Source organism: Bradyrhizobium sp. LA2.1 (assembly GCF_040547725.1).
Taxonomy (GTDB): domain Bacteria; phylum Pseudomonadota; class Alphaproteobacteria; order Rhizobiales; family Xanthobacteraceae; genus Bradyrhizobium; species Bradyrhizobium barranii.
This window is the reverse complement of sequence record NZ_JBEPQI010000005.1, coordinates 65,135-87,344: the sequence shown is the minus strand read 5'-3', so window position 1 is coordinate 87,344 and position 22,210 is coordinate 65,135. Positions and strand designations below refer to the sequence as shown.

The following is a 22,210-nucleotide window of genomic DNA, read 5'->3' as shown; positions in this document are numbered from 1 at the left end:
GAGGAGGTTCGAAATGTACACGCGCGCTTTAGGACTCACGATAACTGCTCTCATCCTGACGTACGGCGTTGTCGGTGCGATTGCACAGGACCGAATGACACCCCAGCCAGATCAGCAACAAATGCAGTCCCATCCCAGCGGCCAGGCAGGCGCGAGCACGATGGGGCAAGGCGGCATGATGGGGCACGGAATGATGGAAGGACGTATGATGGGGCGCGGCATGATGGGCGGGAGCGCGATGGGATCACCTTTTATGATGCGTATGATGTTTGCTCTGATGGACGCCGATGGCGATGGGACCATCTCACTGCAGGAGTTTCAGGCAGCTCAAGAACGGATTTTCAAGGCAATGGATAGCAATAAGGATGGCAAGCTGACCCTGGAGGAGATGCAAGCGTTTATGCATGGGACCAGGTGATCGGCTCCGCGCGGATGGCGCGTTGTCGCGTCCGCCATCCGCCCGAAGAAACGAGCCTTAAGCTGTCAGGTCCATGATCCGCATAATCGCGACCACATTATTGTACGCCTGTTCTTTCGTGCCTTGTTGCAGGTCCAGACAAAATTCTTCTTGCCTTAAAGGTCTTGCCCTCCGCTCAAGCCGAAGCTCCCCTTCGGTAATATGGCGGACCATAGCATTCATCATCGGGGACCCATAGTCTTCGACCGCGGCTCCACAATGATATCGCACATTCTTAAAACCTGGGATCAGGAATGGTGTCTCGCGTTCACATTCACGCACCACGACACCTGGCCAAGGCGTCGTATCCAGCGCGCCGAGTTCGCGGTGAACGGTGGTGCGAGACCGAAAAACGGTCTCTAAGGGGGCATGCCCGCCGATAGCACCAGTGCTGCTCGGTTGCCCCGTACGGTGATTTCGGCACGTCCCGCTTCAAGGGCAGCGACATTCCACGTCACCTGACGCATCCGGGAAACAGGTGGGTCCGCACAAAGATACGACTGCTATGCACTCCCGAAGTGGGACTGCGGCTCCTTAGCGGAGTTGGGCCCATCGCCGGCGTGCGGGTCCCTCCCAACGTCCGCTTTGCGCTAGTCATGGTGCGCCTCGCTGCGCAATCCTGCTTCCGCCGGCAATTCGGTCGCTTGGATGTACGACGACGCGATCCCCCGCGGTCAGTCCAGACACCACCTCGGCGAACCGGTTATTGCGGTGACCAATATCAACTGGCTTGGCCCGCGCACGGCCGTTCTCATCGGCAAAAACGACCCACTGATCACCCTTTCGGAATAGGGCGCTTACCGGCACGGTCAGGACGTCCTGAGCGCTCCAAGTGGTCACGTGGACCGCGACACGGTAATCGTGACCTAGTTGCGACCAAGCCTGCGGCGGGTCATTGAAATCGACGGTTACCCGGACCCGCTGTTCCTCGATCCCTAGCGCCGAGACCTTCAGGAAGCCAGCGGGGTCCACACGCACGACCTTCCCCTTAATGGGCTGCCCGCCCCAGCCGTCGATTCGGACCGGCGCGCCCACCTTGATCTGGACGGCGTCCGTCGAGAGCAGGTCCGCCACCACCTCCAGATCAAGTGGATTGCCGATGTCGACGAGGGGCGTCCCAGGCAGGACCGTCGCCTCGCTGTCCTGGATGATCTTCAGCACCCTTCCGCTCGCCGGCGCGAGCACCCTGACGCAGCACGTTGGCTCCGCCGATGGGGAGGCATTGGCCGGGTCCATCAACCGCGCCGCGAGGCTGGTGCGCACCGCGCGACGCATGTCGGCCTGAGCCTTGGCACTCGCCAAAGCGGCCTCGTTCGTGGCCACATCGAACTTCGCCTTGTCGAATGCTTGGGTGGAGATGGTCTGCGTCCGGGAGAGCGTCTGCGCCCGCTGGAATTCAGTCCGCGAGAAATCCAGGGCAGCTTCGATCCGCTGCACCTCGGCCTCTTGCTGCTGGATGGCGGCGTCCGCAGCCGAGACCTCGGCTTGAAGCTGGTCCCGCGACCGGACGTCGATGAAGCCGGGTAGCGTCGGCTGCATCAGGGCGATGACGGTCTGGTTGGCGACCACCTCGTCGCCGACGTGAAGCGAAGGTCCCTTCTCGCCGAGCGGATGCGAAATTCTAAGTACCTTCCCAGCGATGGGCGCCGAGACGGTGTAGATGTGGCGGACATGGGTCTTGCCGTCGTCGTCCGCCGTGACTTCGATCGGGCCCTTTGCGACGGTGGCAAGATCGACGAGAACCGGCCGGGGCCAGGCGAACCAAGCCAGCCCTCCCGCGATCGCGGCTAGGGCCGCAGCGCCGATAATACGTTTGGTCCAGTCTGCTGGCATGGCTAGTCCCTCGTCTTGAGGACCGCGACGAGGTCCAGTTTGTCGATGCGTTCGCGAATGACCGCTGCGGAAGCGATCGCAGCCAGTACCACCACGCACGTGGCGACGACATAGGTCGAATGCTCGACCACCAGCCGGACACGCATCAGTTCGCCGGCGAGGTTCGTCTTCATGACCCACGCTAGCCCGTAGCCCATCACCCAACCGGGTGGCTGGGCGACCAGCGTCAGAATGGCGAGCTCGAGCAGGAGAATTCGGAGCACCTCACCGCGAGTGAAGCCGAGCACGCGCAAGCTTGCCAGCTCCCGCGCCCGTTCTGATAGCGAGATCCGGGCGTTGTTGTAGACGACGCCGAACGCGATCACGGCGGCAAGCCCGGTGTAGATGCTCGCCATCGTCGTGACGAGCAGCGCGACGGTGTTACGGAAGTTTGCCAGCGACACACGCTGCAGTGCCACGCCGCCGACCGTCGGCATGGACTTTACCGCCGCGTAGAAGTCTTCCTTTCTTTTCTCGTCGAGGCTTAGGTTCACGCTGTTCACGACGGGCGCCTCACGCATCAGCTTGCGGAGCGCCTCGATGTCCATCATCCCCCTGATGCCGAAGTAGTCCTCGACGGTCGCCACGATCGGAATCGTCACGGTGCGTCGGGCGCCCTCCAGCAGATCGACCTCGACGGTATCGCCGGCCCCCACCCCGAGGATGTGACCGAGCATGCTGGAGATCGCGAGACCCGTCTCCGGAAGCACGACCGGTCGAAGGTCGACGTCGATGAGGCGCCTCAGATCGGCATCGGCGGGCCGGCCGCTGATCGTGATCCGCCGTTCGACGTTGCCATAACGGATCCGGACGGGCACCTCGCGGAATGGCTCGGCGGCGAGAACGCCCGGGAGCCTGTTCACTTGCTCCACCACGTTCTTGATCCGCTTCTCGGAAAAGCCGATGGTCGCGTCCTGCCGGTCAGCGAGGAAGTAGGTCACGTCGATCAGTTGCTCCATCGTGTCCCGCGTGAACAGCGAGACGACCAGGATCGCGGTGGCCAGTGCCATCCCAAGTGCCGTGAAGGCCGCCCGGACCGGATGCCGCGCGATGTTGCGGACCATCATCAACGTCGGTTGCGACACGATCTGGTCGAGCTGGATGCTCGACGGAAGCAGCCGCCGATAGACCAGAGGGGCCGGCGGTTGCATGGCGACCGCCGGCGGCAGCTTCACCACCTCGCGCAGCGCCCGCAGCGCGCCGATAGCAGCGGCGGCCGCGCTGAGGGCGCCGGCCGTGACGTACAGATCCGGCGCCTTCGCGAAAACTAGGAATGGGAAGTGAAAGAAGTCTCCGAACAGCGCGGTGATCCGTAATCCGAGCCAAGTCCCGGTAACGCTGCCCAAAACGATCCCCGTCGCGACAATGAGGGCGACGAACTTGAAATAGTGCAGAACGATGCTGCTGTCGGCGTAACCTATCGCCTTAAGAAGACCGATCTGCTCGCGCTCGAGCGCGACCAGCCGGCTCAAGGTGAGATTGACCAGGAAGGCGGAGACCAGAAGGAAGATCGGCGGCAGCGTGCGGCTCATGTTGTTGAGCATGTCGAGTTCATGATCGAGCCACGCGTGCGAGGTCAGGTCCTTCCGGCCGTGGGCCGCCTGCCCGCCGTAGGGATCGAGCAAGTCGTCGAGCCGCGAGATCACCTCGCGCTCCGAAGCGCCGGGCTGCAGCTTGACAGACACCGCGGAGAAGGCACCGTCGAGATCGTAGACGCTGGCGAGCGCCTTTTCGGACATCCAGACGATCGCATAGCGGCGATCGTCCGGCATAAGGTCGCCCGGTCCGACCGTGTAGACGAACTCGGGGGACAGCGCGATGCCGACGATGACGAGCTCGCGCTTCCTGCCGTTCAGGATGGCCGCGAGCCGCGCCCCCTCCGAGAAGCCGTGAGCCCGGGCGAACGGCTCGTTGACAACGACTTCCTCCGTCCGTCCCGGCTCCGGAAGCCGCCCGGAGCGCATGTAGAGCCGATTGAGATGCGGCTCGTTGTTGTCGGGCAGCGAGACGAACTGCCCGCTGGCGGGCTCGGAGAAGCCTGGAATGTCCAGCAGCGCCAGCTTGGCAATGCGCGCATCGACGGCGGCGACGCCGGGGATCTCGCCTATCCTGTCGGCGAGCGCCTTGGGCGCCCGCTTCGCCTGAGCGAACACGTCGCCGAAGCCGTAACGTTCATAGTACGCGATCCGCGTCTCTTCGAGAGACCGATGCGATCCGACCGCGAGCACCAGCGTCGCAACGCCCCCTCCGACGACCAGCGCGACGGCGAGCACCTGGGCCCAGAGCCGCCTGACGTCCCGAAGCAGCTTGATGTCGAGCGCAGTCATATCGTCACCAGGTGAGCTTGGCGGCTTCGCGTCGGGTCTCGTTCTTCCGGACCCGAGAAATCCGGCCGTCGGCGAAGAACAGCACCCTGTCGGCGACCTGCTGGATGCTCGCGTTGTGCGTAATGATGACGGTGGTGGTCCCGAGCTGCCGGTTGACCCCGAGCAGCGCCTCGATGACGCGAATGCCGGTATTGGAGTCCAGCGCCCCGGTTGGCTCGTCGCAAAGCAGCACCGCGGGGCGCTTCGCGATCGCACGCGCTATGGCGACGCGCTGCTGCTCGCCGCCGGATAGCTGGGCGGGAAAGTGATGCATCCGCTCTTCGAGTCCGACGAGCGCGAGGGCGTCGGCGGGTCGCATCGGGTCGTTGGCAACCTCGGTGACCAGTGCAACGTTTTCATACGCGGTGAGGCTTGGCACCAAATTGTAGAACTGGAAGACGAAGCCGACGTGGTCGCGGCGATACATCGTGAGGTCGCGCTCCTCAAGATCCGTCAGGTCCTGATCGCGAAAGAACAGCCTGCCGCTGGTCGGCCGGTCGAGACCGCCCATGATGTTGAGCAATGTCGTCTTGCCGCTACCCGAAGGCCCGAGCAGCACGACCACTTCCCTCTCGGCGATTTCGAGGTCGACGTTGTTGAGGGCATGCACCATCACCTCGCCCGAGCCGTAGGTCTTGGTGAGTGCCTTGGCGATGAAGACGGGCTCGCTCATCGACTTCCTTTCGAGCTAACCGTCCGACGGCATCTCCCGCGTGAAGGTCAGCCGTGACGATGGCCGCGGGAAGAGCCATGACCGAACAGTCGCCCAAGACGGGGAATGAACGCCGGTACATCTGCTGCGTACGTCGGGTAGGCCTCGCCGAACTCGGTCCGAGCCTCAAGCTCCTCGTCGCGTGCCAGCTTTACGTACATGACGGTCAACACCGGAAACATCGCGAGCGTGAGGATCGTCGGCCACTGCAGCAGGAAGCCGAACATCACCAGGATGAAACCGACGTACTGCGGGTGCCGGACGTAGCTGTATGGGCCGCTGGTCGCCAGGCGGCGGGTCTGCTGCGCGTCGTACAAAACCCTCCAGGCGGCCGAGATCAGAATGAAGCCGGCGGCGATGAAGACGAAACTTAGGATGTGGAACGGTCCCGCGTGCGGATTTGCCCTCCAGCCGAACATCACCTCCAGCAGGTGGCCAGCGTCATGCGAGAACCAGTCGACATTCGGGTAATGCGACTGCAGCCAGCCCGAAAGGAAGTAGATGGTGAGCGGAAAGCCGTACATCTCCACGAACAGCGCGACCAGAAACGCGCTGAAGGCGCCGAACGAGCGCCAGTCGTGGGAGGTCTGCGGCTTGAAGAAGCTGTAGGCAAACAGAATGAAGACCGCCGAATTGAGGATGACGAGGCTCCAGAGGCCGTACGCGGGGGCGGCATCGTGCATCAGTTGCCTCTCCCATCACTCGATCGAACGTCGCCGTGATGATGGCCGTGTCCTCCGTGCATGAAGAAGTGCATGAGTGGGCAGGCGAGGAGCGGCAGCCAGAGCAGCAACCCGAGCACGTGAGCCCTGTGTTCGGTGAACAGGAGCGCGCCGGCGATGACCAGGAATCCTACCAGGACCAACCCGGCCTTGGCTTTGGTTGACATGCCCTCTTGAGGGCGCCCTCCGTACCCGGAATGATCCTGTACCGACATCCGCAGCTCCGGTGGTTATAGGAGCATAGGAGCGCCGTTGCCATCATTGTTGAGGCAGATCAACGGCTCGTAGTCTCAATTGCCGTCCATCCGCATGGAGCCCATCCGACGGCCCTGCATCATCGGCATCATGCCCATCTGCGGCGCGAGCAGTTCGTCGGCAGCCTTCTGCTGCTCTTCGGAAAACGTGGCGACTAGGTCCGAAAGCGCCGACTTCATCGACCGGGTTCCTTCCAGTCGCGCCGCGAGCCACTTTTCCTGCAACGTAAGCTTTTCGACGAGACCTGGCGACCCGGCGCTCTGTTGAGACAACATCGAGCCGCGCATGTCTCCCAGTGTCTTGGCGTTTGTCCGCAGCGCGTCGGCGAACGCGTTCCAGGCGGACTGCTGTGCGTCGGTTATCTTGAGCTCCGTCCGGAGGAACGCGATCCGGCCCTCCACGTGATCAATCGTCTCCATGCCGCTCATTCCGTCGCCGCCAGACTGCCGCATCATGCTCATCATCCGCATCATGTCGGACATGGGCATATTGCCGTCCGTCATGCTTATCATGCCGCCGCCCATGCCCTGCGAGGGGCCCGTACTGCGCGGCGTCTCCGGAGGAGCAGTCGACTTGGCCGCCGGCGCCTCTTTTTGATCCGGATGATGGGCCTGATGGTCGGCGGGTGATTGAGCGAGTGCGGGGTAGCTCAGGGCGGTAAGCAGCAGCGCTATGGCCAGCGTCGGGATTCGCATCGCCCTCTCCTTCGGGTCGGCATTCGATGCAATAATGCCGATCTGGATCGAGGCCGACTTGATGCAAGTCAACCAAGGCTGGCCGCAGGGAGCTTACAAGACATCACCACCTATCTCTTGCACGTCCGCTACGGGCCATTCGCGACATTCTAGCGGTGCGCCGACGAATTCCGGTCTACCCCGATAGGCAGACATAACGCATTCGTGAACCTCGCCACAGGGCGACCGCTGTCCTTGCGAATGAACACAAGGGACGGCAGGGGCGACCAACCCTACAGCGGGAAGACTTGCCACAGCGCCTGCCTCGGCTGCATGTCAGGACGTTCGAGGCAGCATTCCCGTTCCGGGGAGGCGCGATATGCTGCAGTTGAAAGACAAGGTCGGACGGTTCGCGACGACAGGGCGCAGCTGCCAAAACTGGAAAAAGGATCAGGAGCTGGTCATTTCGCTGCTCAACAAGATCGCCATTTCCGACGGCGGCGCCGAGAACACGCTTAAACCACAGATGGTCGTGACCGGTTATGCCAGCGACGGCCTTTACAACTCGATTCTGTACTTCCAAAAGAAGAACTTTCCCGGCACGCCTGACGGCTATGTTCGGCCTGCCGGCCCGACATTCAGTCGGCTCGTTGAACTGTCGACGAAGGCGACTGCTAAGCCCGCCCTGCCAAAGGGCCAATGGGACGCAATCGCGACTCCTTCCGTCGATGCTGCACTTCGCAAAGGCCTCATCGACGATTCAAAGCTGGACTACGCAGAGATCGTTGACATCATCCGGGCTACCGTCGCAGACGGCATGGTCACCGCATTCGAGCTGGACGACCTGACCACCATTGCGAACACCTCCAGAACGCTCTCCCCCACCTCGAAAAAGCTCATCACGCTCTTCGTCGGAGAAGAATACAAGGAGAAGCGCGGGATCGGACCGTACGACCTCAATTCCGACCAGAAAAAACTAGCCGCGGAAATGGTCTGCGATTTCCTGAAAAACACGAGGACGACGTTCTTTCCGAAGCTCGACCCACACCGCGTCGGCATAGGTATTCTCAGGCGCATTGCGAAGCCGAGCCTCATCAATCAAGATCAGGGAAGTCTGTGCGGGCCATCCGCCCTGATGTTCGGCTACGCGTCCGACAAGCCAGGGTCTTACGCGCGGTTCGCGATCGATCTCTATCAGAAGGGGCAGGCGAACCTTGGCCGCCTGCTGATCAAGCCGGGAAAGGATGTGAGGAACTTCACGCCACCCTGGTCACTGGACCACGTCGATTGGCTGACATGCGCCTCCATACGCGATTCGGAGAACTGGTTCCTCGATTTCGACGACACAGGCAAGATCAGCGATCTTGCGGGTGTCACCCTGCCGAGCGAAATGGAGCAATGGTTTCGCAAGGCAGGATACCGGGACGTGCGGGAGAATACCAACATTTCGCGATACAACAAAGACATCGACGATGTAAACGAAGCCAACCGGCTGCTCGACAGCGGATATCGCGTATGTCTTTTCATAAGCGCCAATATGATCGACTATGACGACCAGTCCGATAAAGGCTCCGCGTTTACAATGCACTGGGTCGTGCTGCGCGAGAAGATACAAGTGATGAACGGATACGTGAAGGCGAAGGTCTTCTCATATGGCGATGGAGACTACGTGATACCGCATCCGCAGGAAAAAACCGGTGCCGTCAAGCCCCTCGCCGTTCGGGACTTCCTTATGAATTTTTATGGGTACGTTGCCGCCAAGGGGTGACCGGGGCCAGAAGCGCCGAAGGCATCATCATGCTGGTCACGCACGAGATGGCCTTCGTCCGATGTCTCGACCTGCGTCGGCTTCATGAATGCCGGCATCATGGCCGAGGATCGGCACGCCCGAGGAAACCATCCGCCAGCCGCGCAGCGAAACGGCTGAAGGTTCTTGAGCCGATTTCACGAGGCGCACCGAGGCTTGTACTCGCAGAACGCCCGGCAGTCAGGGCGCGTATGAGGTCCGCTGTGCCCCTGATAGCGGCGCAATAGCGGATCTCAGCAGAGGTCGGCTTTGGGTCATAAGCCGTCGACGACGACTACGGAGGGCGACTGCCGCTTTAGTCCCGATAGCGGACATAGTGAGTGCCCTACCCCATGCGGCAACAGCCCCTTCGAAGAAGATGGGTCACCGTCCGCGATTCGAGAGTGAAACATTTTGCCGCGGGCGTGGCGGAAGTACTGATAACTGCGGCAGGTACTTCTCCTTTCCCTGTTAATAAGCGCTACCAACTCGTTCTGGGGGAAGGACTGCGTCAGTCAGGCTCCCAACGCAACTTGAGCGGCAAGCCGGTCTCGGACGAGAGACGCTCGGCCAGTGCATGCGCCTTGTCGGCGCTGCCGAGGACAGTAGCCATGTCCGACCAGCTGATCGATGAGTGCATTGCGGTTATGAAGGCGCTCCGCACCCAGGCTCTCTTAGTCCAAGTCCGAAACGGGTCAAAAGCCGACACCGTGACCAATACGTCAGCTAAGGGCCAAGAGCTTCCCTGCGCGCTCAATCCGCAACCTGCCAGCTAGAAAATACCGGTGCGATCTTCTTGGTCGACTGCGTCCACCCGGGGTAATGACTGCGTCTGACGCTGATCCGGTTCAGCAGCATCGCGACGACAATCATCGCGAGGATTCCAGCAAGACTGAGCACGACCTGCATCGCAGGCCGGTCCGAAATGTCAAGCAGCGTCAGGTGGCTGGCCAGCGCCAGGAGGACGCCGAGACAGTAGATTGGCAGCGAATTCTCGCCGCAGCACCTCGCGCAGCGCATGACTGGCGTCGATAGCCCGCGCCAATCGTGAGGAACGAACCGTAGCACCACAATTGCAAGAGCCAAGAAATGCAGCAGCCGGAACGGACTGAGATTCGATTTATCCAGCGGGAAGACCAGGGTCGTCAAATTTTGCGGGACCAGCGGTTTGCCGCTGCAACTCAGCGTCAGGACCAGGCCAAAAACCAGATAGACAACAGCAAGAGTAAGCGTCGTGCGCGACGTCACCCAGGGCCAGACCCTCTCCCCTTCGATGACGCACCACGCGCCCAGCACGATCAAAAGCTGCCAAGCCAACGGGTTGAAGAACCAGGCGCCGTTGGGCCAGGCTGGAACGCTCCAGCCGAAGATGTGCACGAGCGCATAAAGCAACAGCGAAACACCAAGCGTAACGTTTGGTGCTCGCAGCAGCAGCCACAACAGCGGCGCGAACAACACGTGAAAGATGACGAAAGTCGGCAAGACGTCGGTATTGACAGGGCGATATTGCAGGATTGCGGCATGCGCAAGCGTCGCGCCCGGATGATCGAGCAGAATCCGCGTATTGCTCTCGTCAGCAAGCCGATCGCTGCCCGCGAGGTAGACGAGGACGGTGCAAGCGAGCGTGAGCAGCAGAAACGCGGCATAGATGTCCCATCCCCGCCGCAGCGAACGACCAATCATGCCGCTCCAGCCCTCGCGCTGACGTGCCCTGCCGTAGGCCAGCGCGCAGGTCACGCCCGAAATGAACATGAATATTTCGGCGGCATCGCAGAAGCCGTAGTTGCGCGGTGTCAGCCAGCTTCCGGTGTTGTTGGGAACATGATCAAGAAAGATCCACCATAGCGCGATCCCGCGACAGACATCGATGCGCAGGTCGCGGCCAGCCCCCCTGAACTCCGGCGGAGTTTCGCCGATCAATCGCTTCGAGGTGTGAGTTCGATCGTGCATCGGTTTGACCTGCCGGCGTACTCGCACATCGGTCGATGAGAGGCTCTGCTGCTCCGGGCTGGGGTGCCGAGCGGGGTATCCGACCAAACGATGCGGTTACGAGCCCGAGCTACCTGATGGTTGGAGGCTCTTTCGTTGGCCAGCCGGTGCTTTGATTGCCTGGGCCGGAAGGTTCGCCGTCCTCCCAAAACGTTTGCAATATGTCGTCGCTGGCAACCGGTATCAGAAGCTGCTTCCGCATTTCGGCGAGGCGGGCACGACAATACTCACGGTAAAACATCTCGACTAGGGTGGACATGATCGAACCCTCGCTTGATCATCACCATTGACGATAGATTTCGACCATTTCAACCGACGGTAAATATCAACGGCGCCGGAGTAGTTTGTGTCCGACGAACTCGGATGACGACGATGTGGCCGACGAGGCGCGACACGAAATCGGTATCAGAGAACGTCTAGTGCTGCAGGACAGTCTGTCCGCGGATCGTTGAGTTCGATCAATCGCGAGAGTCATAGAAGCGGAGCTTACGGGTTCACCCCGCCAAGGATATCTAAACTAGATCCGATAACGGCAATCAGAAATAGAGCCATCACGAGCGCCTCCTCTTAAAGGAGATTTTTTGACGCCACGGCCTTCGCAATCACTATAGACCTAATTTCTGGCCGCTAAGTGAACGAGTTCACATCAGCATTGAACTTAGCTGAGCGAGACTAGCAGGCCAATGGCGTAGCTTCTTGGACTCTTGCGCACAGATCAAACAAGTTCGGTGCGCGAACTGCAAAATGCAGATACCGGTGAGTTTGTCGCATTTGATCCCGATGTCCAACAAGGCTGGAGGTCCCCATGTCTATGGACGCAGCCGAATTCGTATCACATCGATTCTCGACGCGAGAGTTTCCGGAGCGGATGCGAATCCCGCTATGGCGCGAGGACTTTGGGCGAGGCATAGTCCACGCTGATATTGAGCCTCTATCGAACGCACCGTTTCAGGCCTACGCAACGCTGCAAGCGATCCGAGGTTTGCGCAGGCTCGCGCTGAAAGGCTCCCCTATGCGTTTCAAGCGCTTGCAGGCGAGCATCGCTGATGGTGATGACTCGATCGGAGTCATCCTCTGTTCTCCCGGCAAAAGTCAACTATCGCAGCGCCGTCAAGAAATCGAGCTTCACGCCAGCGACGCCATCGCAATTCTGCATTCCGAGCCGGTCACCGTCACCTATGTCGACGGATTGCTATTCGGTCTTGCCGTACCGCGCGACGCGCTTGCACAGCGCGTGACGAACGTCGAAAGCCGCGCCATGCGGCCGATTTCTCACCGAAATGAAGCGCTCCGACTTCTCATGGCTTATCTCAAGTCGGCATTTAATGAGAGTGTTCTGGCCACCCCGAAGCTGCGAGATGCAGTCGTGACTCACATCCACGATCTCCTGGCGCTCGCAATCGTCGAGTGCGCTCCCTTGGGCGAGAGCAGTGCGAGCGCTGTCGTGACTGCGCGCCACGGCGCCGCCCTTGATTACATCGAGACACACTTTCAAGAACCAGGACTCAGCGTCGAGATGGTAGCTCGTTGCCAAGGCATCTCACCTCGCTATCTGCAGCGCCTGATGACATCGTCAGGATCATCGTTCACCGGGCACGTGAATGAGTTACGCCTCCAACGAGCGCTCAAACTGCTGACCGATTCCAGCGCCAGCGCGCGGCTAATTTCCGATATCGCCTTAGAGGTCGGCTTCTCGGATGTTTCGCATTTCAATCGCTTGTTCCGAGCTCGCTTCGGCGATTCGCCGCGTGGCGTTCGTTGCGCCCGAAGGGATCCTAGCTGATCCACGTGCCCCTCGGTGAGTGCGAGTGATGGTCGCCCAATGACCGCCTTGGGTCATAAGCCGTCGATGACGACTACGGAGGTCGACTGCCGCTTCAATGCCGAACGCTGACATAGTGATTGCCCAGCGCAGCGGTCTCGGCCGGGAAGCGCAACAATCTGCAATCAAGGTGTTCTGCGCACAGCACAGCTACAGCATCGCGGCGGAGTACCGCGAAGTGGAGACTGGCAAGGGAGCCGATGCTTTGGAGCGTTGGCCTGAACTCGCGGCAGCCATGAAGCATGCTCGTACGGTCGGTCGAGGTGGCAAGACAAGCGCAGCCCCGATCGCCAAGCTGGACCGACTGAGCCGCGACGTTCGCCTCATCAGCCGGCCTCATGGTGCATCGCGTGTCATTTCTGGTGGCAGAACTAGGCGCGGACGTCGATCCGTTCGCGCTAGCCGGTTCGGCGTGTACAGGCGCACTCTGGCCAGAAGGCTCGAGAAGGGGCCGGTGAAGTGATTGCGCAGCAATGATTGCGGGTGGGTTAGCCTAACGCCTTCCCACCCACGATCCATGCCTGGTGGATACCGAGCGGCGGATTACGCGTCCACCTTCGGTCTTCGAGTCTCGGCAGACAATCGCTAACCCGCTCTGCGATTTCTACTGCGTGGCCACGTTCCCGGTCGCATCGCGATCATTCTTCGGGTTGTAACCTGAGTCGTGAAGATTTTTGAGATACATGGCGTGATCGTTTGCGTTCATACCACCCGCCCAGCCCATGGGCGATGGCGATTCCGGAACAGCGGCATGAGTGTTCATCGCGTGGCGATGATGGTGCGTTGCCGAGGCGGCAGTAACGGAGAGAGTGAGAACAGCGAGAGCCACGAGCAGTTTTCTTGTCATAGTTAGCTCCTGTTGGGATTCCCCCCTGGAGTGCTACAACGCATAACATAGTCAGCTCACTTCAGGTAGCATCACCTTCCGTCGTCACCACAACGTGACTTTTTCGGAGCAAGCGTGATTGGCGCGGGCGCGCTCCTCCACTTGGGCAACACCAAATCTCTAGAGACGTCCCAGCGAACAGACCGAAGCGCGGCCTTGAGCTGCCGGTTCGATCGACGGCTGGTTAAGCTAATGCCACCTTCCTCCTGGACTTGATCGGGCTGAAACGGCGATCTCGCGATGATGTACGAAAGCGTCCGCGGTACTTTGATCTCGGAGGACGCCGACAGGCAGCGAGTAAAAGCCGCGATTTCGGGTCCGAGGAAACTCGTGATTGGAGAGAGCACGCGGCCAACTTGGAAAGTGGGATGCTCAGAAGGGCAGCGTTTTTCGAGATCACCAACTGGTCCGAGGATCTCATTCGCATAAGCATTCTTTTCCGAACTTTTTCCTCCCCCCTCCCCCTCGGTCAAAAAACGCCTTGGCTTGCTTGTGCGCAACGCAAAACCAGAACGCAATCCCACGGTTCGCGTGTCCCGCCGATCGCGTGCATTCTCGCTGAATCGCACATTCCGAAGAATGTGGATTCCCATTCGGGATTTCGCACTAAGCCAAGCTGACACTGAACCATACGGCTGGGTCCTTTATGCCGCCGCCCGATCTTCCTTATCGGCGCCGCGCAGCACGATCTTGAGCGCACCATCCGGCAATGGCCGCTGCAACGCCTTGGCCTCGTGCCACGACGCGCGCATCCAGACATCGCGTTCTTCATCGGTGGTCGGGATCACCGGCATGGCCTTCGGATGGATCGACAAGACGACACGTTCGGTGACGTCGTCAGGAAGCCGCAGCAGCCGAGTGAGGGCGGCTGCATCTCGCTGCCATAGCGGCAGGTCAGCTAGACTTGTTGCCGAAACACCGCCCCGCACTTATGGGCAGGAACGCCGCCGTCCGTCATAGCCGATGTAAGTTCCGGATGCCGGATCGTAGGTCTGAAAGTGCTGGCAGCCGTAGCCCCCGCGCGGTTTGTGTTCAACGCGAGCTGGTTCGCCTGGTTTAATTGCCGATTTGCTGTTATCCGTGGCCACGTCCGGTTGACCTGCGGTCTGGGCGGGGTTCACGAAGGCGGCGTAGCTGTTTGCCCAGGCAGGCAAGGAGACACCGGGCGTCTCTTCCACAACGGCAGGTTTCTGTTCCATGGAGCGCCGCGCGTCCGCCAGTTCGGTTGCAAGCGCTTCGGCCCTGTCGTGCTCCTGCTGCAGAGACTGCCACAGTACCGCCGTCGCGCTGTCGACCGCTTGGCTGAACTGGTGCGCCTCGCCGTTGGGCATCGACAGCAGTTTCCCGACGTACCGCCATGCCTTCACAAGTTCTTTTTCGAGCGCCTCAGCCCTGGCGTGCTCTTGCTGCAGAGACTGCCGCAGTTCCGCTGTCGCGCTGTCGACCGCCTGCTTGAGCTGCGCCGCCTCGTCGTCCTTCGACAATGGCGTCTGTTGCGCCATGACCGGCGGGACGATCGTGATGAGCTTAGATAACTCCTGCTGAGTGGCGTATCGCGCCACATAGGCGACGACGTCGGCGTTGAGACAGAACCCGATGAGTGCCGCCGCGACGAGGGTTCGGGCGAACCAGGAAATTGCAAATCCCCGCCGCGCGTGTGACGCCTCGAGGATGACGACGTTTGGTGCGGTCTTAATCGTATGGCGCATGTAAACCACCGCCGGGTTATCAGGCCATTGCTTCTTCACTTCGCCGGAAGCCTAACCCCACCCGTTGTGCGCCTCAAGTTTGGTGTTACTCCTCGGTGATAGCTCCGGCTGCACGCGGGGATGCGCCGCCCCGAGCGGGAGAGGCAAGCCGCTACCGATTGCGGTGGACAACGTGCCGGACACAACGGAGGCCCCCTCGTTGACGCGCTCGCGTCGAGGTCGATGATGGGACGCTTGGTCGACTGCGGATACGTTGCGCAGGATGGCTGATGGGCACGCAGTGCCGAGTGCGTTATTTTCGAGTTCCAATCGTACAGAGATAGTCGCGCGGCATGGCTAACCCGACCGGCGAGCGGTGCTTCTCATGCATCGCGATGAAGTCTCGTTGAAGTGCCGTGCGCCTTTCAGGGTCGAGCGATGCGGCCAGCGTTTTTGTCGGACCATAGCCAGTCACAAATATGTCCCATACCGTTTGGCCGCTCGGCATGCGGAGTACCGTGGTGCCAGGTTCAAAGGCCAGATCGAATGTATCGCCAAGCAATTCCCGAACGCGGCCTTCCCGGCCCCACGCGAATGGCGAAGGAGGAGGATTGTCAGGCGGTGGCGGCATGTATGGCCGCATTGTCTGGAATATTTCTTCAACCGCGCTGCCAGGCAGCCAAGTGACCAACCCCAGTCGCCCGCCCTTGCGCGTGACACGTGCCAACTCGGCAGCTGCAGCCTCGGGGCGCGAGACAAACATGACACCGAACGTCGAAGTCACACAGTCAAAGCTTTGATCCGGAAATTCCAGCGCTTCGGCATCGCCGACCTTGAAGTCGATCTCCGGTGCAATCAGTTTCGCCGCCTCGATAACGCCGTCACCAATATCGATACCAGTCACCTTTGCGCCTCGATTAGATAACCGCCGCGCAGTCCAGCCCGTGCCTGTCGCAACGTCAAGGATGCGCTCTCCCGGTTGCGGCCAGATTCGATTCACGACGTGATCAATGGCGTCTGCTATACTTTGGCTCACGGTATCGTAGGACGCGCCGCCGGAACCCCAAGTCGCGGCGGGTTTGAGGTTATGAGCAAGAATTTGCGCCATGAAATTTACTCCTCGATCTCGATGGAATAATCAGCTCAGTCGCTTGAGCCCGGCGTGATGAGAACATTGGCACGCAAGACGAACCTCAACCACAGTTTACAAATCGGTTGCGGCACAATGTCTCAGTTCAAGGTAGACCGCCTAGCGCGATGATATGGGCGCGCGTCCGAAACAGATGCATGTCCTCTGCAACTGCAACCACGGATTTTCTCGCGCCAGATATTCTCGATAGGTTCGGTCGCACGTTCCCCGCGCTTTTCGTCGCCATCCATAGGACCCTCGACCATCCTGTCGTGTCCGTGCGATGCACGACGTGGAAGCTATAGCGTCCTGCGAGGACATCAGTTTTGACGCATCCGCTAAATTGGGTCTGGACCGCTGCTACATAGTTGGTGACTGCTGCGCTATAAAGGGACGATCCGCTACGTGCGGCGAACTCCCATTCACATACTCATTTGCATGCGAAATTGATTTTAGCTGCGCACGCGCGCGTCATTGGTTGTGAGGGGTTCAAATCATGACGAAGCACTTTTCGAGGCGCATCATGACTGATGTGCTCGTAGTCCTAGTATCTGTAGTGATGATCACGATTGCAGTGACATTTTTGGGCGATCCCATTCGGGCCCGCATCGCTGCTTCTATCCCAACCCCATTCGATCTTGCGATGGTCAAGACACTTGCAACCGCTGAACCGAGCAAACTGAGCCTTCCGCGCGCGCAACCGAGTTGCCGGCTTCGTTCCGCTCCTCTGCAATGGAACGTAGACTGGCTTTTCCGGCCGCCCGCAGCTCGCGGATGATGTGGGCTTGCTAAAGAAGCAAGCCGTCTCGGTTGGCGGCCTTTAGGCACGGCGTTTTCTTCACCTTTTGAGGAGTGACGCCAGTCGTATCTGCTGTGGATCACACATGCGCATCCTGAAAGTTGCACACGCAAATTCTTCGTGCCCTTGCGGCATTTCGCGCATCATAGCAACCTCGATGCGAACCGTGTCAGCATCGAAAGCCTGACGGGAAATTCCTCATCATTTTCTTGAGGTCCCTACCTCCATTTGTAATCCACCTCACACCTGCAGCGAAGCTGCGGTCCGATATTGTCTCAGTCTTGGCGTCATTCGAGGAATTTACAGATTTCGTTCGGGCGCTCAGTCGTTCTTGCGTGGTTGGGCACCGAAACGGGAGGCCGGCATGCCAACGTCATCTCCCCTTGTGCGATGGTCGACTGAGATGCTGCCGGGGCGAACAAGATTCTCCACGTTCCGTGAAGAGTTTACGCGGCTGAACCTCGCCTTGGACGTGATAGATCACAGCGGCGGCCGCCCGCGTATCAATGTCACCTACTTGCCGCTCGGCCCGGTTAGCGTTTGTAGCATTGTCACCACGCCGGTGGAGTTTATCCGTCACAAACGCCACCTCAAGGATAGCCGTGACCAATTCGGACTTAACATCGTCGAAGCTGGTCCGGTCCAATTTGCAAATGCTGGCCAGGAACATGTCTATGATGCCGGCGCCGCTTGTTTGGTTGACCGGGGAAGGCTGCTGCGAGTATTTGGGTCGCGTGGCGCCAGCGTCAAATTCGTGACCGTGCCGGCTGCCGCCCTTAGGTCGCTGGTTGCACAGCCGGAAGATCTATCAGGTCGGCCGGTGCGTCCTGGACCGGCGCTTCGCCTGCTCCACCTCTACCTGCAATCGCTCGCATCCTTCAAAGAACCTCCGTCATCAAAACTCGCCTCCACCGTCGGCACACATCTCCTCGATCTTGTGGCCGCGACGCTCGGGCCGACCGTCGAAGCTGCAAACCTCGTTACGGAGCGTGGTGTGAAGGCAGCCAAGCTGCAGGCGATCCTGGCGGAGGTCGCGCAACGCTTCGGCGATCCCGATGTCGATCTGAACAATGTTGCCGGAGCGCTCGATATGTCGCGGCGATACGTACAAAAGTTGCTCGAAGAGACCGGAAAGTCGTTCACCGAGCACCTTGCAGCGTGTCGGCTTGAGCGTGCCTTCGCGATGTTGACTGACCCGCACCATCTGCATTTGGCCATCATCGATATCGCGTTTGCAGCCGGCTTTGGTGATGTTTCTCATTTCAATCGCTCGTTCCGCCGACACTTCGGCGAGACGCCATCAGGCGTGCGCGCCGCATCGATGGTGCGGCAGAAGTCATCCTGCGCCCCCTCACAATGCGCGGGCGACGGCCGTTGAAAACGCGGACAGTTCGACCTCGCGGGACGGCAGGCAGCGCGCACCGGGGCTACAGGGCTGAAAGAGTTCCTTCACCTTGATCTATGGAACACGCGAACTGGCCATAACCGGGACCGCTTCGCGTTGAAGAATGAGACCGTCGCTGCTGGGGGCCAAACGGAGACAATCCGATGAACACTCGGACACTTGCTGCAGCGCTCGTGGGAGCAACTCTGTTCGGCCTTACCGCCGCGTAGGCCGCGCCGAAGCCCAAGGCGAAACAGGCGGGCGCGGTCACCGTCACCGTGACGAACTCGCGCAAAGCGGATCTAGTCCAGCTGGAGGCGGCCAAGTCCGGGTCGCCAGACTGGAAGGAAGTACTGGGCCCGCTGAAATCCGGCAAGCAAGCGTCGGCTAAACTGCCGCAGTCCAGCGATTGCCGCTTCGATCTGCGCGGGACGTTCGACGACGGCCAGTCGACGGATGCCTCCGGCATCAACGTCTGCGCCGATAAGACGCTCAACCTGACCGATTGACGCAGGCTCTTTTATCGCGCTCCGCATCAGCACGACGCGGCAGACGGCAGGCGCAAGGCCACACGAAGGCCGCACAGCGCAGGGGACGAGGCCGGCCCGCGCCAGCGCCATGTGAAACTAGGGCCTATTAGGGCCCGGCCGGTTCGAGGGGGCCGTTCGCTAGCCAGGCGACAACCGAAATATGTTTTTATTTTCCGTCACTTCCGACGATTTCAACAGGCCAAAAATATTACTTGCAGCAAGGACTACACGGGCGGTCCGGCCACTTCGGCGCCCCACCACATGGGCGAAAAGAAAGGACGGTAGTTGTCCGGGCTCCGCTTGCGATGGTAGCCGTGCCATCACGATCGCAGCCCCATTCATCGACGAACTCACACGTCGTAAGTTCAATCAGCCGATCGCCTGCTTGCCGACGAAGCGCATAAGGAGCCTTTGGCCATCGGCCCGCAAGAGGGCTGCTAATTAAGTAAGCAGCCCTCGTCGAACTGAACCCGCGAATCCGTTCAAAGCAGGAGCATCTCGTTGTCCGCCACCCTGGTGGCGACGCGGCGGAAGACAACACAGGCGGGCAGCGTGGCCCATTATCCTACTATCCTACGTCTGTTGTTTCGGTCGTTGCGCTCCCTCTCCTCCTCAACTCCTCCTGGAGTTGAGTGACAACTGCCGGTTCAGTGGGAAAACAGCACGGGAATCGGCGGCTTCGTCAGGATGCTTCGGGTCGCGCCTCCCAATATGAACTCACGAAGACGCGAATGGCCGTAAGCGCCCATGACGAGGAGATCTGCTTTAAGGGAGGCTATCTGCGTTCCGAGAACGTCGCCAATTGTCCTTCCAGCGGCATCCGCCTCCTCGACGATCACATCGATTCCATGCCGCGACAGGTTTTTGGCAAGTTCGGACGACGAGCGCCGGCTCGGAAGCGCTTTCTCGTTGGTCACCGTAAGGATGTACACTTTGCGCGCCTTCTCCAGGATCGGGATGGCATCGGATACCGCGCGTGCGGCCGCGCGGCTGAAATCCCACGCAATAAGCACCCTGTTCAGCTCGACGGGCCCGGACGACGCGACTTCCGGGACCACCAGGGTCGGTCGCCCCGACCCGAAGATGATGTCCTCGGCGTACCATTGGTCATAGAATTCCGGCACCGGCACAATCGTCAGGTCGCGGAGCCGCGCATATTCCATCAAAAGGTCCGGCACTTCGGATGTCAGACAACGCTCGAGAACGATCTCGTGCAGCACCCCGGCTTTCTGAGCGGCCGCCTCAAAGGCCGCCAGCAGATCCTCCGCATTCCTTTTGCTTTTGTGTGCTTCGCTGGCCACGATTGACCCGAGATTGCCAGCGCCGGCCAGGAAGCTACCGGGGACTTGGACGTGAGCTTCACATGAGATCGCGGCGATATGGGCGCCAAGAAGTGACGACAGCGACAGGGCGCGATCGATCACCGAAACCGGGGTCGGATCAGGATAGCTAGTGAGGGTGAGCAAAACGTCCCTGATGGCCATCGGCGTCTCCGGAAATGCAATTTCTTCCTTCAAGGTAACCGCGAGAGGTCCGAACAGCTTGATCTAGGTCAGAGCAGCAACTCCCAACGCGACATTCTGATGCGGCTTTGACCTCGCTCACGCCTCCCGATTGACCCAGATCAAGCGACTGCGCTTAGGGTCCGCTCGTATGAGTTCCAAGTTCGATTGTCGCTCGTAATGATGAAAATGAAAACACCGCCGCAAGTTGCAATCACGCCTCCGGCAGGTTTGCGACGGCGGCTGGGATTGCCGCTTCTCGTCCTCTACGGGACGGGGTCACCGTGGGGGCTGGAATCTACGTTTTGATCGGCGCTGTGGCGGGCCACGCGGGAGTCTACTCCTCGTGGGCGTTTGCGCTGGCCGACCACTTCAATAGGCCGGCGGATCCGAGACCAGTCAGCTCAATCGTTGCGCGACGCCGTGTCGGACCGAACACGCGTCACGTCCTTTGCGTCGATCGGGGTAGTCGCTCCCCCCCAACTGTTTCTGATATAGCTGAGGACCGCCGCGATCTCGCGGTCATCGAGCTGCCATCCGTAGGAGGGCATCCCGGGCGCCGTCGGCTCGGCCATCGTACCTACACTTCGCGCACCGCGGAGCACGATTCGGATTGCCGTTGCGGGATCATTCGAGCGCGCCATCGTGGACTCTGCGAGGGCGGGAAACAGGTGGGGAACGCCTTTGCCCTCGATCCCGTGGCAGGCGGAGCATTGGTCCCGGTAGATCGCACCTCCAGCCGCCATTATGTTCGTATCCATCGGGGCAAGCGTGGCCTCATCCGCATTGCCAGGCAGCGATTTCAGATACGTCGCAATAGCCTTCGTATCCTCATCCTTCATCCTGGACGTCGACAGCTCGACGGCCTCCGCCATCGGCCCTGTCGCAGCGGTAGCGCGATTGTGCCCCGTCTTGAGGTAGAGCGCGACATCGTCTGCCGTCCAACTGCCCAATCCGGTCCGTCGGTTGTTGGTGATGTCAGGCGCCGACCAGCCCTGGAGATTTGCTCCCTGCAGATATTGATCGGTTCGATCGCCTCCGAGCAGCGTCTTCGGCGTGTGACAGGCTCCGCAATGCGCTGGCCCGTCGACGATGAACTTGCCGCGATTCCATTCGGCGGATTTGGTCGGTTCCGGCTTGTATTCACCTGCCGTGAAGTAGAGCGCGTTCCACACGATCATCGTTGAGCGGATATTGAATGGAAACGGAAGCGTATCCGCGTTGCGCGAATTTCGGACCGGCTCCAGCGAAGTCAGATAGGCCCGGATCGCCATCACATCGTCACGCGACATCCGCGTGTACGCATTGTAAGGCATGGCCGGATAGAGATGCGCGCCGGTTCGTCCGATACCCTTTCTCACCGCGGCATCGAATTGATCGTCGCTCCAGGCTCCAATGCCCGTTTCCAGATCGGGCGTGACATTGGGCGATATGATGTTGCCGAACGGCGTTTCGATCGGCCGCCCACCCGAAAACGGCTTGCCGCCGGGAACGGTATGGCAGCCGGCACAGTCCGACAGGATCGACAGATAGCGCCCGCGTTCGATCTGGGTGAACTCTTGCATGTTTGCGGAGCCGGCATGCGCGCGGCCAGCCAGCGACGCCGAAGCGAGCACTGCGCAAACGAGCGTGCATAC

Annotated in this window: 17 protein-coding genes and 1 pseudogene; 5 read left to right on the top strand and 13 right to left on the bottom strand. The window is 60.3% G+C overall.

Translation table 11 applies throughout. The annotated features are described in order from the left end of the window. Window positions 1-13 precede the first annotated feature (13 nt). Window positions 14-418 carry an EF-hand domain-containing protein gene (locus ABIB95_RS10765; protein WP_354239242.1) on the top strand — a complete coding sequence of 135 codons (405 nt, stop codon included), beginning with the start codon at window positions 14-16 and terminating at the stop codon, window positions 416-418. A 633-nt stretch (window positions 419-1,051) separates the two neighbouring features. On the opposite strand, the gene ABIB95_RS10760 is transcribed toward ABIB95_RS10765, so the two are convergent. From ABIB95_RS10760 to ABIB95_RS10735, 6 genes are all read right to left on the bottom strand, one after another. Further along, window positions 1,052-2,290 carry an efflux RND transporter periplasmic adaptor subunit gene (locus ABIB95_RS10760; protein WP_354239240.1) on the bottom strand — a complete coding sequence of 413 codons (1,239 nt, stop codon included), beginning with the start codon at window positions 2,288-2,290 and terminating at the stop codon, window positions 1,052-1,054. A gap of 2 nt (window positions 2,291-2,292) precedes the next feature. After that, window positions 2,293-4,656 (bottom strand): ABC transporter permease, encoded by a 2,364-nt coding sequence (locus ABIB95_RS10755; RefSeq protein WP_354239238.1) that lies wholly within the window; start codon window positions 4,654-4,656, stop codon window positions 2,293-2,295. Window positions 4,657-4,660: 4 nt separating this feature from the next. Next, window positions 4,661-5,368, bottom strand: a complete 708-nt coding sequence (locus ABIB95_RS10750; protein WP_354239236.1) for an ABC transporter ATP-binding protein — start codon at window positions 5,366-5,368, stop codon at window positions 4,661-4,663. A 47-nt stretch (window positions 5,369-5,415) separates the two neighbouring features. Next, window positions 5,416-6,090 carry a methyltransferase family protein gene (locus ABIB95_RS10745; protein WP_354239234.1) on the bottom strand — a complete coding sequence of 225 codons (675 nt, stop codon included), beginning with the start codon at window positions 6,088-6,090 and terminating at the stop codon, window positions 5,416-5,418. Beyond that, on the bottom strand, window positions 6,090-6,344 hold the full coding sequence (locus tag ABIB95_RS10740) for a DUF2933 domain-containing protein (RefSeq protein WP_354239232.1): 255 nt from the start codon (window positions 6,342-6,344) through the stop codon (window positions 6,090-6,092). Before ABIB95_RS10740 ends, ABIB95_RS10745 begins: the two co-directional genes overlap by 1 nt. Window positions 6,345-6,419: 75 nt before the next feature. After that, on the bottom strand, window positions 6,420-7,079 hold the full coding sequence (locus ABIB95_RS10735) for a Spy/CpxP family protein refolding chaperone (protein ID WP_354239230.1): 660 nt from the start codon (window positions 7,077-7,079) through the stop codon (window positions 6,420-6,422). Between the two features lie 358 nt (window positions 7,080-7,437). Between ABIB95_RS10735 and ABIB95_RS10730 the strand changes: the two genes are divergently transcribed. Then, the gene (locus ABIB95_RS10730; RefSeq protein WP_354239228.1) at window positions 7,438-8,826 is read left to right on the top strand and encodes a hypothetical protein; all 1,389 of its coding nucleotides are present in this window, start codon (window positions 7,438-7,440) and stop codon (window positions 8,824-8,826) included. A 771-nt stretch (window positions 8,827-9,597) separates the two neighbouring features. Here ABIB95_RS10730 and ABIB95_RS10725 read toward each other — a convergent pair. Beyond that, window positions 9,598-10,794 carry an OpgC family protein gene (locus ABIB95_RS10725; protein WP_354239226.1) on the bottom strand — a complete coding sequence of 399 codons (1,197 nt, stop codon included), beginning with the start codon at window positions 10,792-10,794 and terminating at the stop codon, window positions 9,598-9,600. A gap of 844 nt (window positions 10,795-11,638) precedes the next feature. Here ABIB95_RS10725 and ABIB95_RS10720 point away from each other — a divergent pair. Beyond that, window positions 11,639-12,616: an AraC family transcriptional regulator gene (locus ABIB95_RS10720; protein ID WP_354239224.1), complete on the top strand. Its 978-nt coding sequence runs from the start codon at window positions 11,639-11,641 to the stop codon at window positions 12,614-12,616. A 643-nt stretch (window positions 12,617-13,259) separates the two neighbouring features. Here ABIB95_RS10720 and ABIB95_RS10715 read toward each other — a convergent pair. From ABIB95_RS10715 to ABIB95_RS10700, 4 genes and pseudogenes are all read right to left on the bottom strand, one after another. Next, complete coding sequence (locus ABIB95_RS10715; protein WP_187387749.1) at window positions 13,260-13,502, bottom strand: hypothetical protein; 243 nt, start codon at window positions 13,500-13,502, stop codon at window positions 13,260-13,262. A 683-nt stretch (window positions 13,503-14,185) separates the two neighbouring features. Then, a pseudogene (locus ABIB95_RS10710) lies at window positions 14,186-14,388 on the bottom strand (SOS response-associated peptidase); the annotation flags it as partial. Between the two features lie 82 nt (window positions 14,389-14,470). Further along, the gene (locus ABIB95_RS10705) at window positions 14,471-15,289 is read right to left on the bottom strand and encodes a BA14K family protein (RefSeq protein WP_354239222.1); all 819 of its coding nucleotides are present in this window, start codon (window positions 15,287-15,289) and stop codon (window positions 14,471-14,473) included. Window positions 15,290-15,542: 253 nt separating this feature from the next. Then, window positions 15,543-16,337: a class I SAM-dependent methyltransferase gene (locus ABIB95_RS10700; protein ID WP_354239220.1), complete on the bottom strand. Its 795-nt coding sequence runs from the start codon at window positions 16,335-16,337 to the stop codon at window positions 15,543-15,545. A gap of 1,184 nt (window positions 16,338-17,521) precedes the next feature. Between ABIB95_RS10700 and ABIB95_RS10695 the strand changes: the two genes are divergently transcribed. Beyond that, window positions 17,522-18,535: a helix-turn-helix transcriptional regulator gene (locus ABIB95_RS10695; protein ID WP_354239218.1), complete on the top strand. Its 1,014-nt coding sequence runs from the start codon at window positions 17,522-17,524 to the stop codon at window positions 18,533-18,535. 284 nt (window positions 18,536-18,819) lie between these two features. Next, a complete protein-coding gene (locus tag ABIB95_RS10690; RefSeq protein ID WP_354239216.1) occupies window positions 18,820-19,050 on the top strand; it encodes a hypothetical protein in 231 nt (76 codons plus the stop codon). 668 nt (window positions 19,051-19,718) lie between these two features. Here ABIB95_RS10690 and ABIB95_RS10685 read toward each other — a convergent pair. Further along, window positions 19,719-20,555, bottom strand: a complete 837-nt coding sequence (locus ABIB95_RS10685; RefSeq protein ID WP_354239214.1) for a universal stress protein — start codon at window positions 20,553-20,555, stop codon at window positions 19,719-19,721. A 422-nt stretch (window positions 20,556-20,977) separates the two neighbouring features. Further along, the gene (locus ABIB95_RS10680) at window positions 20,978-22,138 is read right to left on the bottom strand and encodes a c-type cytochrome (protein ID WP_354239212.1); all 1,161 of its coding nucleotides are present in this window, start codon (window positions 22,136-22,138) and stop codon (window positions 20,978-20,980) included. Window positions 22,139-22,210: the final 72 nt, after the last annotated feature.

Bases quoted from the DNA above. Each gene is read 5' to 3' on its own strand.
- ABIB95_RS10760 (WP_354239240.1), bottom strand. From the start codon at position 2,290: ATGCCAGCAGACTGGACCAAACGTATTATCGGCGCTGCGGCCCTAGCC.
- ABIB95_RS10765 (WP_354239242.1), top strand. From the start codon at position 14: ATGTACACGCGCGCTTTAGGACTCACGATAACTGCTCTCATCCTGACG.
- ABIB95_RS10685 (WP_354239214.1), bottom strand. From the start codon at position 20,555: ATGGCCATCAGGGACGTTTTGCTCACCCTCACTAGCTATCCTGATCCG.
- ABIB95_RS10720 (WP_354239224.1), top strand. From the start codon at position 11,639: ATGTCTATGGACGCAGCCGAATTCGTATCACATCGATTCTCGACGCGA.
- ABIB95_RS10695 (WP_354239218.1), top strand. From the start codon at position 17,522: ATGCCAACGTCATCTCCCCTTGTGCGATGGTCGACTGAGATGCTGCCG.
- ABIB95_RS10680 (WP_354239212.1), bottom strand. From the start codon at position 22,138: ATGCAAGAGTTCACCCAGATCGAACGCGGGCGCTATCTGTCGATCCTG.
- ABIB95_RS10755 (WP_354239238.1), bottom strand. From the start codon at position 4,656: ATGACTGCGCTCGACATCAAGCTGCTTCGGGACGTCAGGCGGCTCTGG.
- ABIB95_RS10730 (WP_354239228.1), top strand. From the start codon at position 7,438: ATGCTGCAGTTGAAAGACAAGGTCGGACGGTTCGCGACGACAGGGCGC.
- ABIB95_RS10740 (WP_354239232.1), bottom strand. From the start codon at position 6,344: ATGTCGGTACAGGATCATTCCGGGTACGGAGGGCGCCCTCAAGAGGGC.
- ABIB95_RS10745 (WP_354239234.1), bottom strand. From the start codon at position 6,090: ATGCACGATGCCGCCCCCGCGTACGGCCTCTGGAGCCTCGTCATCCTC.
- ABIB95_RS10725 (WP_354239226.1), bottom strand. From the start codon at position 10,794: ATGCACGATCGAACTCACACCTCGAAGCGATTGATCGGCGAAACTCCG.
- ABIB95_RS10750 (WP_354239236.1), bottom strand. From the start codon at position 5,368: ATGAGCGAGCCCGTCTTCATCGCCAAGGCACTCACCAAGACCTACGGC.
- ABIB95_RS10715 (WP_187387749.1), bottom strand. From the start codon at position 13,502: ATGACAAGAAAACTGCTCGTGGCTCTCGCTGTTCTCACTCTCTCCGTT.
- ABIB95_RS10700 (WP_354239220.1), bottom strand. From the start codon at position 16,337: ATGGCGCAAATTCTTGCTCATAACCTCAAACCCGCCGCGACTTGGGGT.
- ABIB95_RS10735 (WP_354239230.1), bottom strand. From the start codon at position 7,079: ATGCGAATCCCGACGCTGGCCATAGCGCTGCTGCTTACCGCCCTGAGC.